Origin of the sequence: Demequina salsinemoris (genome assembly GCF_000974805.1) — a bacterium.
GTDB lineage: Bacteria > Actinomycetota > Actinomycetes > Actinomycetales > Demequinaceae > Demequina > Demequina salsinemoris.
This window is the reverse complement of the sequence record NZ_BBQZ01000001.1, coordinates 342,064-354,674: the sequence shown is the minus strand read 5'-3', so window position 1 is coordinate 354,674 and position 12,611 is coordinate 342,064. Positions and strand designations below refer to the sequence as shown.

The following is a 12,611-nucleotide window of genomic DNA, read 5'->3' as shown; positions in this document are numbered from 1 at the left end:
ACCTTGCCTTACTGCTTCGCCGTGGGGGCGGTGCGGATGCCGAGCTCACGCTCGCGCAGGATGGTGTAGATGCGGGCGATGTCGCGCTTCACGGCCTTGAGGCGACCGTGGTTCTCCAGCTGGCCGGTGGCCGACTGGAAGCGCAGGTTGAACAGCTCAGCCTTCGCCTTCTTGAGCTCCTCCACGAGGCGCTCGTCCTCCATGGCGTCCAGCTCGGCGGGCAGCAGGCCCTTGGTACCGATAGCCATCAGATGTCACCACCCTCACGGGAAACGAAACGGGTCTTCATCGGCAGCTTGTGCTGCGCACGACGCATGGCCTCACGGGCCAGCTCCTCCGGAACACCGGCGAGCTCGAACAGGACGCGGCCGGGCTTCACGTTGGAGACCCACCACTCGGGCGAACCCTTACCGGAGCCCATGCGGACCTCGGCAGGCTTCTTGGTCAGCGGACGGTCGGGGTAGATGTTGATCCACACCTTTCCGCCACGCTTGATGTGACGCGTCATCGCGATACGGGCCGCCTCGATCTGGCGGTTGGTGACGTAGGCGGGCTCGAGAGCCTGGATGCCGTAGTCGCCAAACGACACCTCGGTGCCGCCCGTCGCAGCGCCCGAGCGTCCCGGGTGGTGCTGCTTGCGGTACTTGACTCGACGGGGAATAAGCATTCTTAGCCCTCCTTGCCGGCGTCGGCCGCGGGGGCCTCAGCGGCGGGTGCGTCGGCCTTCGGGGCGTCCGAGCGAGGGGCCGAGTCGCGGCGCGGGCCGCGGCCACCGCGGTCACCACGACCACGCTGGGGACGAGGGGCCTTGGCCTGCTCGGCCGCCCACTCCTTCTCGGTCATGTCGCCCTTGTAGATCCACACCTTGACGCCGATCTGACCGAACGTGGTGCGGGCCTCGAAGAAGCCGTAGTCGATGTTGGCGCGGAGCGTGTGCAGAGGCACACGGCCCTCGCGGTAGAACTCCGAGCGCGACATCTCGGCGCCACCGAGGCGGCCCGAGCACTGCACGCGGACACCCTTGGCGCCGGCGCGCAGCGCCGACTGGATGCCCTTGCGCATGGCGCGACGGAACGAGACGCGGGACGCGAGCTGCTCGGCGATGCCCTGGGCGACGAGCTGAGCGTCGACCTCGGCGTTCTTCACCTCGAGGATGTTGAGCTGAACCTGCTTGCCGGTCAGCTTCTCGAGGTTGGCGCGCAGCTTGTCGGCCTCCGCACCGCGGCGGCCGATGACGATGCCCGGACGAGCGGTGTGCAGGTCCACGCGGACGCGGCCACCCGTGCGCTCGATCTCAACCTTCGAGACGCCGGCGCGCTCGAGGCCCTGAGACATGAGCTTGCGGATCTTGACGTCCTCGTTCACGTAGTCGCGGTAGCGCTCGCCCGGCTTGGTCGAGTCGGCGAACCAGCGCGACCGGTGGTCGGTGGTGATGCCCAGGCGGTAGCCGTGGGGGTTGACCTTCTGGCCCATAGGGTTACACCCCTTCCTTGACGGCGACCGGGGTCGCGACGGTGACGGTGATGTGGCACGAGCGCTTCAGGATGCGACCAGCGCGGCCCTGGGCGCGCGGCTGGATGCGCTTCATGGTCGGACCCTCGTCCACCATGATCTCCTTGATCACGAGCTCGTTCTCATCGAAGCGCTCGCCGGCCTGGTCGGCCTTGACACGAGCGTTGGCGATCGCCGACTCGATGAGCTTGCGCACGTCGACGGACACCGCCTGCGGCTGGAACTTCAGCGAGGCTGCTGCCTCGACGGCGTTCTGACCACGGACGAGGTTCACGACGCGGCGAGCCTTCTGGGCGGTCACGCGGAGGTACCGCGTCTGCGCCTTGGCTTCCATCTCTAACTCCTCTTACCTTGCTCGGGCGCCTTAGCGGCGGCCCTTGCGGTCGTCCTTGACGTGGCCCTTGAACGTGCGCGTCGGGGCGAACTCGCCCAGCTTGTGGCCGACCATCGACTCGGTGACGAACACCGGGACGTGCTTGCGGCCGTCGTGCACGGCAAAGGTGTGACCCAGGAAGTCCGGCGTGATGACGCTACGGCGCGACCAGGTCTTGATGACGTTCTTCGTACCCGCCTCGTTCTGGGCGTCCACCTTCTTGGCGAGGTGGTCGTCGACGAACGGGCCCTTCTTCAGGCTGCGAGGCATCTGTGCGACTCCTTCTTAGCGCTTCTTGCCCGTGCGACGACGGCGCACAATGAGCTTGTCGGATTCCTTGTTCGGCTTGCGGGTGCGGCCCTCAGGCTTGCCCCAAGGCGAGACCGGGTGACGACCACCCGAGGTCTTGCCCTCACCACCACCGTGGGGGTGGTCCACCGGGTTCATGACGACACCACGCACGGTCGGGCGCTTGCCCTTCCAGCGCATGCGGCCGGCCTTGCCCCAGTTGATGTTCGACTGCTCGGCATTGCCGACCTCGCCGATCGTGGCGCGGCAGCGCGCGTCCACGTTGCGGATCTCGCCGGACGGCATACGCAGCTGGGCGTAGGGGCCGTCCTTGGCGACGAGCTGCACCGAGGCGCCGGCCGAACGGGCGATCTTCGCGCCGCCACCGGGCTTGAGCTCGATGGCGTGGATGACCGTACCGGTCGGGATGTTGCGCAGCGGCAGGTTGTTGCCGGGCTTGATGTCGGCACCAGCGCCGGCCTCGATCGGGTCGCCCTGCTGGAGCTTGTTCGGCGCGATGATGTAGCGCTTCTCGCCGTCCGCGTAGTGCAGGAGCGCGATGCGCGCCGTGCGGTTGGGGTCGTACTCGATGTGCGCGACGGTCGCGGGCACGCCGTCCTTGTCGTGACGACGGAAGTCGATCACGCGGTAGGCGCGCTTGTGACCGCCACCCTGGTGACGGGTGGTGATGCGACCGGTGTTGTTGCGGCCGCCCTTCTTGTGAAGGGGGCGGACGAGCGACTTCTCGGGCTCCGAACGGGTCACCTCGACGAAGTCAGCGACGGACGAGCCGCGGCGGCCCGGAGTCGTCGGCTTGTACTTGCGAATAGCCATGGGTCCTGTTCCTTGCCTTACTAGCCGACCCGGCCGCTGAAGATGTCGAGCGCAGCACCGCCACCGACGGTGACGATCGCGCGCTTGACGTCCTTGCGCTTGCCGAGGCCGAAGCGCGTGCGACGCGCCTTGCCCTTGCGGTTGATGGTGTTCACCGAGGTCACCTTCACGCCGAAGATCTGCTCGACGGCGATCTTGATCTCCGTCTTGTTGGCGCTCGGCGCGACCTCGAACGTGTACTTGCCCTCGTCCATCAGGCCGTAGCTCTTCTCCGACACGATGGGACGGATCAGGATGTCACGGGGGTCCTTGTTGAGTGCGGTCATGCTTACTTCTCCTCCGCCTCGGACTCGGTGGCAACGGCGGTGACCGACTTGCCGGTCGCGGGACCGGCGAGGAACGCCTCGAGAGCACCCGAGGTGAACACCGTGTCGTCGTTCACGAGCACGTCGTACGTGTTGAGCTGGTCGACCGCGATGACGTGGACGTCGACCGCGTTGCGCAGCGACTTCCACGCGAGCTCGTCGGTGCGCTCGAGGACCACGAGGGCCGAGCGACCGGCCGTCGCGGCGTTGATGACCGCGAGAGCGGCCTTGGTCGAGGGGGCGTCCGAGACGATGGAGGCGAGCACGTGCACGCGACCGGCGCGAGCGCGGTCCGACAGCGCGCCGCGGAGCGCGGCGACCTTCATCTTCTTGGGGGTGCGCTGCGAGTAGTCGCGCGGCTGCGGGCCGTGAACGGTGCCACCACCGGCGAACTGCGGCGCACGGGTCGAACCCTGGCGGGCGCGACCGGTGCCCTTCTGCTTGTAGGGCTTGCGGCCACCACCGCGGACCTCGCCGCGGGTCTTGGTGGCGTGCGTGCCCTGGCGGGCGGCGGCGCGCTGGGCGACGACGACCTGGTGGATCAGCGGGACGTTGGTGACGGCGTCGAAGATCTCGGCGGGAAGCTCGGCGGTGCCGGACTTCTTGCCCTTCGCGTCGACCACGTCGACAGTCAGCGTGTCAGCCATGTGGTTCACGCACCCTTCACGGCGGTGCGGATGAGCACCACGCCGCCCTTGTTGCCGGGAACGGCGCCCTTGACGAGCACCAGGCCCTTCTCGGCGTCGACCGAGTGGATGGTCAGGTTCTGCACGGTCTTGCGCTCGTTGCCCATACGGCCGGCCATCTTGATGCCGCGGAAGACGCGGGCCGGGTAGGACGCGCCACCGATCGAGCCGGGCTTGCGGTGGTTGCGGTGAGCACCGTGCGAGGCGCCCACGCCCTTGAAGCCGTGGCGCTTCATGACACCAGCGGTGCCCTTACCCTTCGTCGTGCCCGTGACGTCGACCTTCTGGCCGGCCTCGAACACCTCGACGGTCAGCTCCTGGCCGAGCTCGAACTCGGAGGCGTTGCCGGTGCGGACCTCGGCGACGTGGCGGCGCGGGGTCACGCCTGCCTTCTCGAAGTGGCCCTTCAGCGGGTCGGTCACGCGACGGGGGTCGACGGTGCCGAACGCGAGCTGCACGGCCTCGTAGCCGTCGGCGTCAGCGGTTCGCACCTGGGTCACGACGTTGGTGTCAGCCTGGACGACGGTGACGGGGACAACCCGGCCCTCGTCGTCCCACACCTGCGTCATGCCCAGCTTCGTACCAAGCAGCGCAGTGACGTTGCGCTGGGCATTGGAAGTCGTAGTCATGATGGTGAAAGTCCTTAACGAAGCTCTAGAGCTTGATCTCGATGTTCACGACCGCGGGGAGGTCGAGACGCATGAGCGAGTCGACGGCCTTGGGCGTGGGGTCCACGATGTCGATGAGGCGCTTGTGGGTGCGCATCTCGAAGTGCTCGCGGGAGTCCTTGTACTTGTGGGGCGAACGGATCACACAGAACACGTTCTTCTCGGTGGGCAGCGGGACGGGTCCCACCACCGACGCACCAGCGCGCGTGACCGTCTCGACGATCTTGCGGGCGGAAGAGTCGATGACCTCGTGGTCGTAGCTCTTCAGCCGGATGCGGATCTTCTGTCCCGCCATGGCGTGGTCTGCCTTTTCTCTCGTACAACTATGGTCTCTCCCCCGACCCCCGCGCTCGGGCGTGTCGCCCATTCAGGACGCACGTCCGACCGGCCGATTTCTCGGTTGGTCGTGGGAAGCGTGTGGCTGCCCGCAATGGGCAACCTGAATAGTGTGCCAGATCGACGGCTCTCTCGCAACACGGAGACCGTTCCAGCAACCGTCGTCAAGGGTATCGTGGACACGCACGGCGCGCACGCCAGAGGCCCGGCCTTCGGCAGCCCGCTCCGTCCCACGTGAAGGAGCACGCATGACCACCACGACGACAGCGGTCGCGCCCGGCCCCACCAGGCCCCTCGACGGCCTGCTCGCGTGGCGCCGTCCCGTCGCGACGATCGTGGCCGTCGGCGTGCCCGCAGGCCTTCTGTGGTGGCTCCACCCGGCCGCATCCCTCATCGTCCTCGTGCCTGCGGCGGTGGTCGCGTGGCGCCTGCACGGCTCCGGGATGGAGCCGTGGCTCCCCCAGGCGGTCGACAGGTTCCCCGACACCGTCACGCACCCGCGCCTGCGCACCTACGCACGTGACCTGCGGTGGCGGTGGGAGCACGCCATGGTCGTCGGAGGTCTCGGCGCGTATGACGACGACGGCGCCTACACGGGTCCGACGCTGACGGCCGTCTCGCAGCACGGCGACGCGGTCGTCGCGCACGCACAGCTCGTGCCGGGCCAGACCGTGAGCGACGTCGATGCCTGCCACGACGCTCTCGCCGCGGGCCTCGAGGCCGCGGAGACGAGCCTCCTGGGAGGGACCCAGGACACGTTCGCGCTGCTGATCACCGAGCGCGCGGCCGGCGAGGGCTGGACCTGATCCGTCAGGGACGCCCGCAGGAGTCCCACCAGCGCTGAAGCGCCGCACGGTCGACCGTGCCGTCGGCGGGGAACGCCTGAGCGAGCCCCACCGCCTCGAGCACCCGTGCAGCCGATCGCTGCTGCTCGGGAGAGATGCGCTTCATCCACGCGCGCGGGTCCTTGCCCGCGTGAGCGTTCGAGCTCTTGGCATGCGTCATCTTGGAGGGCTTGTCGAGGTCCGTCAGCGCGCTGTCGGCGATCCCGAACCGCTCGGCGCCGGCCGCGAGCTCGGACCGGTCCTCGAGCGCCACGTCGTACGACACGAGCGCGGTCCTGTCGCCGCCGTACGTCCTGGCCGCAGTGACGTTCTCCAGGGCCCAGCGGGTGACGAGCGCGGTGTCGTCGTCCGCGACCGCGAGCTCGCGCAACGGAAGGTCACTGAGGAGCCCGTCGACGAGCTCGGGCTGCGCCATCATGTAGTCCATCCGTTCGGGCGACCAGCCGAGGACGCTCTGGCTGCTCAGCGTCGCGAGCGGGTGCCGGATCACATGGACGATGCGGACGTCGGGGTGGCGGTGCGCCACCCATCCCGCCCACATCGGGAAACGGATCTCCTTGATGAGCCGGCCGCGATAGCGGGTGAGCGGATTGAGAGACGCCTCCTGGTCGGCCCACGGGTGGCGGTAGCGTCCCGTCAGCACGTCCTCGACGGCCTCCTGGGACGGCAGGCGCGGCGCGTCGACCGGGACGTAGCGGCCGGGACGCAGGTCGCTGAAGCGCGCATCAAGATCGGGCCGGAAGGGCTCGAAGATGGGGCGCAGCCGTCCCGCGCGCGCGTAGGCCTCCATCAGCCACGTGGTGCCTGAGCGTCCGCTGCCGCTCAGCAGGCAGGCGTGGGCGGTGTCGCGGTGGGGATCCCACACGGCGACGGAGCGAGCGAGCCTCTCGGCCCTGGTCAGGACTGCAGCCACGCGCCCACGCTAACAGCCAGGACGGTGCTTGGCCGTCCAGTGCGCAGCCAGGTACGACGAAGGCCCCCCGGCAGAAGCCGAGGGGCCTTCGTGTGAAGCGTAGGAACTACGCGACCATCAGTTACTTGATGATCTTGGTGACGGTACCTGAACCGACGGTGCGGCCACCCTCGCGGATCGCGAAGCCCTGGCCCTCCTCGAGGGCGATGGGCTGGATGAGCTCGACCGTCATGTCGGTGGTGTCACCGGGCATGACCATCTCGGTACCCTCGGGCAGCGAGATGACGCCGGTCACGTCCGTCGTGCGGATGTAGAACTGCGGGCGGTAGTTCGTGTAGAACGGGTTGTGGCGGCCACCCTCGTCCTTGTTGAGGATGTAGCAGCGACCCTCGAAGTTCGTGTGCGGGGTGGTGGTACCGGGGGTAACCACGACCTGGCCACGCTCGACGTCCTCGCGCTTGGTGCCGCGGAGCAGCAGACCGCAGTTCTCGCCGGCCCACGCCTCGTCCATCGACTTGTGGAACATCTCGATGCCGGTGACGGTGGTCTTCTGCGGCTCGCGGATGCCGAGGATCTCGACCTCCGAGTTGATCTTGAGCTTGCCGCGCTCGACCTTGCCGGTGACGACGGTGCCACGACCGGTGATCGTGAAGACGTCCTCGATCGGCATCAGGAACGCCTTGTCCATGTCGCGGACGGGCTCCGGGACGTTCTCGTCCACGGCCTCCATGAGGTCCTGAACCGACTTGACCCACTTCTCGTCGCCCTCGAGCGCCTTGAGCGCCGAGACCTGGATGACGGGGGCGTTGTCGCCGTCGAAGCCCTGCGAGGACAGGAGGTCACGGACCTCGACCTCGACGAGCTCGAGGATCTCCTCGTCGTCGACCATGTCGGACTTGTTCAGCGCGACGAGCAGGTAGGGAACGCCGACCTGCTTGGCGAGCAACACGTGCTCACGCGTCTGGGCCATCGGACCATCGGTCGCGGCGACCACGAGGATCGCGCCGTCCATCTGGGCGGCACCGGTGATCATGTTCTTGATGTAGTCAGCGTGACCCGGGGCGTCGACGTGCGCGTAGTGGCGCTTCGCGGTCTCGTACTCGATGTGCGCGATGTTGATCGTGATACCGCGCTCGCGCTCCTCGGGAGCCTTGTCGATGTCCTCGAACGGGGTGAACGGGTTCAGGTCCGGGTACAGGTCGTGCAGGACCTTCGAGATCGCAGCGGTCAGCGTGGTCTTGCCGTGGTCGACGTGACCGATGGTACCGATGTTGACGTGCGGCTTGGTCCGCTCGAACTTGGCCTTAGCCATGAGGTGTTCCTCCTGATTGATGAGACTCGGGTAAGAATGCTAGTCCGAACGATGGCGCATCGCCATCGAGGGCGTCATCCCTACTGGTCGCTATTGTTTCTTATTCTTCCGACCGGTGGGGACTACTCGCCCCGGGTCTTGGCGATGATCTCGTCGGCCACAGCCTTCGGGACCTCTGCATAGCTGTCGAACACCATCGAGTAGACGGCGCGTCCGGACGTCTTCGACCGCAGGTCGCCGACGTAGCCGAACATCTCCGACAGCGGCACGAGCGCGTCGACCAGCTTGACGCCGGACACGTCCGACATCTGGCGGATCTGACCGCGACGCGAGTTGATGTCGCCGATGACGTCGCCCATGTACTCCTCGGGCGTACGGACCTCGACGGCCATCATCGGCTCGAGCAGGACGGGCTTCGCCTGACGCGCGGCCTCCTTGAAGGCCATCGAGCCGGCGATCTTGAACGCCATCTCCGAGGAGTCGACGTCGTGGTAGGCACCGTCGAGCAGCGTGGCCTTGACGCCCACGACCGGGTAGCCGGCCTGGATGCCGAGCTCCATCGCGCTCTGCATACCCGCGTCGACCGACGGGATGTACTCGCGCGGCACGCGACCACCGGTCACGGCGTTCTCGAACTCGTACAGCACCTCGGAGTCCGCGGGCAGCGGCTCGAGACGGATCTGGACCTTCGCGAACTGGCCGGAGCCACCGGTCTGCTTCTTGTGCGTGTAGTCGTACTTGTCGACCGTCTTGCGGATGGTCTCGCGGTACGCGACCTGCGGCTTTCCGACGTTCGCGTCGACCTTGAACTCGCGACGCATGCGGTCCACGAGGATGTCGAGGTGAAGCTCGCCCATGCCGCCGATGACGGTCTGGCCGGTCTCCTCGTCGAGGCGCACGCGGAAGGTCGGGTCCTCCTCGGCGAGCTTCTGGATCGCGATCGACAGCTTCTCCTGGTCGCCCTTGGTCTTGGGCTCGATCGCCACGTCGATGACGGGCTCCGGGAAGGTCATGGACTCGAGGACGACCTGGTGGTCCGGGTTGCACAGCGTGTCACCCGTGGTGGTGTCCTTGAGGCCGATCACGGCGTAGATGTGGCCAGCGGAGATCGACTCGACCGGGTTCTCCTTGTTGGCGTGCATCTGGAACAGCTTGCCGATGCGCTCCTTCTTGCCCTTGGTCGAGTTGATGACCTGGGCGCCGGTCTCGAGGTGACCCGAGTACACGCGCACGTAGGTGAGGCGACCGAAGAACGGGTGCGAGACCACCTTGAACGCGAGGGCCGAGAACGGCTCCTCGGCGTCAGCGTGGCGCTCGATCTCGATCTCGGGGTCCTTGGCGTCGTGACCCTTGATCGCGGGGACGTCGGTCGGGCCCGGCAGGTAGTCGATCACGGCGTCGAGCATGGGCTGCACGCCGCGGTTCTTGAACGCCGATCTCAGCGGTCGTCAGCTCCTCGCCGCCGAGGTACTTCTCGAGCAGCTCGTCGTCCGCCTCCGCCACGGTCTCGAGGAGGGCCGCGCGGTACTCCTCGGCCTTGTCCTGGAGGTCCGCGGGGATCGAGGTCGTCTCGTACTCGGCGCCCATGGTCACGTCGCCCTTGGCGTCGCCGGGCCACACCTTGGCGTTCATCTCGACCAGGTCGACGATGCCGACGAAGTCGTTCTCCGCGCCGATGGGCAGCTGGATGACCAGCGGCTTGGCGCCGAGGCGCTTCACGATGGTCTCGACCGTGAAGTAGAAGTCCGCGCCCAGCTTGTCCATCTTGTTGACGAAGCAGATGCGGGGGACGTCGTACTTGTCGGCCTGGCGCCACACGTTCTCCGACTGGGGCTCCACGCCCTCCTTGCCGTCGAACACGGCGACCGCGCCGTCGAGCACTCGCAGCGAACGCTCAACCTCGACCGTGAAGTCCACGTGACCCGGGGTGTCGATGATGTTGATCTGGTTGTTGTCCCAGAAGCAGGTCACCGCGGCGGAGGTGATGGTGATGCCGCGCTCCTGCTCCTGCTCCATCCAGTCGGTCGTCGACGCGCCGTCGTGGGTCTCACCGATCTTGTAGTTCACACCCGTGTAGAACAGGATGCGCTCGGTGGTGGTGGTCTTGCCGGCATCGATGTGCGCCATGATGCCGATGTTGCGGACCTTCGTGAGGTCCGTGAGCACGTCCTGTGCCACGAGTGGTTCTCCTTGGGGATTCCGTAGAGGGGTGAGCGACTACTACCAGCGGTAGTGCGCGAAGGCCTTGTTCGACTCGGCCATCTTGTGCATGTCCTCGCGGCGCTTGACCGCGGCACCGAGGCCGTTCGAGGCGTCGAGGATCTCGTTCATGAGACGCTCGGTCATGGTGTGCTCGCGACGCTGACGCGCGAAGTCCACCAGCCAGCGGAGCGCGAGGGTGGTCGCGCGGACCGGACGGACGTCGACCGGCACCTGGTAGGTCGCACCACCGACGCGGCGCGAGCGGACCTCGAGCGCGGGGCGGATGTTGTCGAGCGCACGCTTGAGCACGACGACGGGGTCCTGGCCGGACTTCTCACGGACACCCTCGAGGGCGTCGTAGACGATGGCCTCGGCGACGGACTTCTTGCCGTCCAGCAGGATCTTGTTGATCAGCTGGGTGACGACGGTCGCACCGTAGACGGGGTCGTTGATGATGGGGCGCTTCGGCGCCGGTCCCTTGCGAGGCACTACTTCTTCTCCTTCTTCGCGCCGTAACGGCTGCGGGCCTGCTGACGGCCCTTGACACCCTGGGTGTCGAGCGAGCCACGGACGATGCGGTAGCGGACACCGGGGAGGTCCTTCACACGACCGCCACGGACGAGGACGATCGAGTGCTCCTGCAGGTTGTGGCCCTCACCGGGGATGTACGCGGTGACCTCGATGCCGGAGGACAGACGAACACGCGCGACCTTGCGCAGCGCCGAGTTCGGCTTCTTGGGGGTCGTGGTGTACACGCGGGTGCACACGCCACGACGCTGGGGGCTCGCCTTGAGAGCCGGGGTCTTGGTCTTGGAGGCCTTGGGGTGGCGACCCTTCCTGACCAGCTGCTGAATCGTAGGCACTACATCTCCGAACTTCGGTGAATCGAATGTGAAACTCTGCGGGCGGCGTCCGACCCCCGCGCCCGGGCGTGTCGAACCTGGTTGGTTGCGCCCGGAAGGGCGCGCGTGAGGGCCCGATGACGCGGGCACGAACGTCAACTGTACCTGCAGGCGCGGCCGTCGTCAAAAGTGAGGCGGCGAGGCGCGCGGGCACGGCAACCATCCGTAGAACCCTTCCGATGCTACGCTCTCGCCTCCGTGCTCGCGCGCGCGGCGCTTCCCGTGCTCGGGCGAACCCGTCATGGGAGCCGCTCGAGCGACGGATAGTCGATATATCCCTTCTCAGCGCCCCCGTAGAACGTCGCTCGATCAGCCACGTTGTACGGACCGCCGCGGACCAGGCGCTGCGGCAGGTCCGGGTTGGCGAGGAACAGGCGCGCGTACGACACGAGGTCGGCGGCGCCTTCGTCGATCGCTGCGAGACCCGCTCGGGCCGCCTCGTCGCTCGCGCCCGCGGCCGGGTTGAGGATCAACGTGCCTCGGCACGAGGCTCTGATCTCCCACGTCAACTCGCGGCCGCCCGACTCCACGAGGTGGAGCGCCCCTATCCCGATCTCGCTCAGAGCCCGCGCGAGCGGGACATAGGTGTCGGCGAGCGCGTCGTGATCCTCCTCGGCTCCGGACGACCTTCCCCCTCCCGGAGACAGCCGCACGCCCACCCGGTCCGGCCCGACCTCCGCCGCGACCGCGCGCGCGACCTCCACCGCGAACCTGATGCGGCGCGACGCGTCCCCGCCCCACGCATCGTCCCTGAGGTTGGAACCCGGGTCCAGGAACTGATGCACGAGGTACCCGTTGGCGCCGTGGATCTCCACGGCGTCGAAGCCAGCGTCCATGGCCCGCCGCGCGGCGATCGCGAAGTCGTCGACCGTGCGCGCGATCTCCTCGCCCGAGAGCGCGCGAGGCTCGACCATGTCGCTCATCCCGGTGGGGGTGAAGACCTTCCGGTCCGCTCGCACGGGGGACGGCGCCACGGGCAAGTCCCCACCATGGACGGTCGGGTGAGAGACGCGGCCCGCGTGCATGAGCTGCGCCGCGATGCGTCCGCCCGCGGCATGGACCGACTCGGTCACCTGCCGCCACGAACGCTGCTGCGCGTCGGTATGAAGCCCCGGCGTCCACGGATAGCCCTGACCGATCGCGGAGGGCTGGATCCCCTCGGTGATGATGAGCCCCGCGCTCGCGCGCTGCGCGTAGTACCGCGCCATGAGCGGGGTGGCTGTCCCGCCCCCGCCGGCTCTGCACCGCGTCATGGGCGCCATGACGATGCGATTGGCCAGGACGGTGCCGGCGAGGTCGTAGGGCGCGAAGGCGTCCGGCATCGTCGTGAGTCCTTCCTCGGGGCGGGACCGCGTGGGGGCGCGGTCCCGCCCGG

The 12,611-nt window shown here is 67.7% G+C and carries 16 protein-coding genes and 1 pseudogene; 1 reads left to right on the top strand and 16 read right to left on the bottom strand.

Translation table 11 applies throughout. From position 1 onward, the window contains the following. Nucleotides 1–8: 8 nt before the first annotated feature. Genes rpmC through rpsJ form a run of 10 tightly spaced genes read right to left on the bottom strand, consistent with a single transcriptional unit; the run spans nucleotide 9 to nucleotide 5,021 of the window. The gene (rpmC, locus tag AOP78_RS01610; RefSeq protein ID WP_062200757.1) at nucleotides 9–248 is read right to left on the bottom strand and encodes a 50S ribosomal protein L29; all 240 of its coding nucleotides are present in this window, start codon (nucleotides 246–248) and stop codon (nucleotides 9–11) included. Continuing rightward, nucleotides 248–667 carry a 50S ribosomal protein L16 gene (rplP, locus tag AOP78_RS01605; RefSeq protein ID WP_062200756.1) on the bottom strand — a complete coding sequence of 140 codons (420 nt, stop codon included), beginning with the start codon at nucleotides 665–667 and terminating at the stop codon, nucleotides 248–250. The genes rpmC and rplP overlap by 1 nt, the downstream gene beginning before the upstream one ends. Nucleotides 668–669: 2 nt before the next feature. Next, the gene (gene rpsC / locus AOP78_RS01600) at nucleotides 670–1,473 is read right to left on the bottom strand and encodes a 30S ribosomal protein S3 (RefSeq protein WP_062200755.1); all 804 of its coding nucleotides are present in this window, start codon (nucleotides 1,471–1,473) and stop codon (nucleotides 670–672) included. 4 nt (nucleotides 1,474–1,477) lie between these two features. Next, nucleotides 1,478–1,846, bottom strand: a complete 369-nt coding sequence (rplV, locus tag AOP78_RS01595; RefSeq protein ID WP_062200754.1) for a 50S ribosomal protein L22 — start codon at nucleotides 1,844–1,846, stop codon at nucleotides 1,478–1,480. A gap of 30 nt (nucleotides 1,847–1,876) precedes the next feature. Then, nucleotides 1,877–2,155, bottom strand: a complete 279-nt coding sequence (gene rpsS, locus AOP78_RS01590) for a 30S ribosomal protein S19 (protein ID WP_062200753.1) — start codon at nucleotides 2,153–2,155, stop codon at nucleotides 1,877–1,879. Nucleotides 2,156–2,170: 15 nt separating this feature from the next. Beyond that, a complete protein-coding gene (gene rplB, locus AOP78_RS01585) occupies nucleotides 2,171–3,007 on the bottom strand; it encodes a 50S ribosomal protein L2 (RefSeq protein WP_062200752.1) in 837 nt (278 codons plus the stop codon). Between the two features lie 20 nt (nucleotides 3,008–3,027). Then, nucleotides 3,028–3,333 (bottom strand): 50S ribosomal protein L23, encoded by a 306-nt coding sequence (gene rplW / locus AOP78_RS01580; protein ID WP_062200751.1) that lies wholly within the window; start codon nucleotides 3,331–3,333, stop codon nucleotides 3,028–3,030. Between the two features lie 2 nt (nucleotides 3,334–3,335). Continuing rightward, the gene (gene rplD / locus AOP78_RS01575; RefSeq protein ID WP_062201662.1) at nucleotides 3,336–4,019 is read right to left on the bottom strand and encodes a 50S ribosomal protein L4; all 684 of its coding nucleotides are present in this window, start codon (nucleotides 4,017–4,019) and stop codon (nucleotides 3,336–3,338) included. Nucleotides 4,020–4,024: 5 nt separating this feature from the next. Then, nucleotides 4,025–4,687: a 50S ribosomal protein L3 gene (rplC, locus tag AOP78_RS01570; protein WP_062200750.1), complete on the bottom strand. Its 663-nt coding sequence runs from the start codon at nucleotides 4,685–4,687 to the stop codon at nucleotides 4,025–4,027. A gap of 25 nt (nucleotides 4,688–4,712) precedes the next feature. Further along, nucleotides 4,713–5,021 (bottom strand): 30S ribosomal protein S10, encoded by a 309-nt coding sequence (gene rpsJ, locus AOP78_RS01565; RefSeq protein WP_062200749.1) that lies wholly within the window; start codon nucleotides 5,019–5,021, stop codon nucleotides 4,713–4,715. Nucleotides 5,022–5,310: 289 nt separating this feature from the next. Between rpsJ and AOP78_RS01560 the strand changes: the two genes are divergently transcribed. Continuing rightward, the gene (locus AOP78_RS01560; RefSeq protein ID WP_062200748.1) at nucleotides 5,311–5,868 is read left to right on the top strand and encodes a hypothetical protein; all 558 of its coding nucleotides are present in this window, start codon (nucleotides 5,311–5,313) and stop codon (nucleotides 5,866–5,868) included. 4 nt (nucleotides 5,869–5,872) lie between these two features. Here the strand turns inward: AOP78_RS01560 and AOP78_RS01555 are convergent, their stop codons facing one another. From AOP78_RS01555 to AOP78_RS01530, 6 genes and pseudogenes are all read right to left on the bottom strand, one after another. Continuing rightward, a complete protein-coding gene (locus AOP78_RS01555; RefSeq protein ID WP_062200747.1) occupies nucleotides 5,873–6,820 on the bottom strand; it encodes a hypothetical protein in 948 nt (315 codons plus the stop codon). Nucleotides 6,821–6,941: 121 nt separating this feature from the next. Then, complete coding sequence (tuf, locus tag AOP78_RS01550; protein ID WP_062200746.1) at nucleotides 6,942–8,132, bottom strand: elongation factor Tu; 1,191 nt, start codon at nucleotides 8,130–8,132, stop codon at nucleotides 6,942–6,944. 122 nt (nucleotides 8,133–8,254) lie between these two features. Further along, a pseudogene (fusA, locus tag AOP78_RS01545) lies at nucleotides 8,255–10,310 on the bottom strand (elongation factor G). Nucleotides 10,311–10,352: 42 nt separating this feature from the next. Then, the gene (rpsG, locus tag AOP78_RS01540; RefSeq protein WP_062200745.1) at nucleotides 10,353–10,823 is read right to left on the bottom strand and encodes a 30S ribosomal protein S7; all 471 of its coding nucleotides are present in this window, start codon (nucleotides 10,821–10,823) and stop codon (nucleotides 10,353–10,355) included. Beyond that, the gene (rpsL, locus tag AOP78_RS01535; protein WP_062200744.1) at nucleotides 10,823–11,197 is read right to left on the bottom strand and encodes a 30S ribosomal protein S12; all 375 of its coding nucleotides are present in this window, start codon (nucleotides 11,195–11,197) and stop codon (nucleotides 10,823–10,825) included. The genes rpsG and rpsL overlap by 1 nt, the downstream gene beginning before the upstream one ends. A 278-nt stretch (nucleotides 11,198–11,475) precedes the next feature. Then, nucleotides 11,476–12,558 carry an alkene reductase gene (locus AOP78_RS01530; protein ID WP_062200743.1) on the bottom strand — a complete coding sequence of 361 codons (1,083 nt, stop codon included), beginning with the start codon at nucleotides 12,556–12,558 and terminating at the stop codon, nucleotides 11,476–11,478. Nucleotides 12,559–12,611 lie beyond the last annotated feature (53 nt).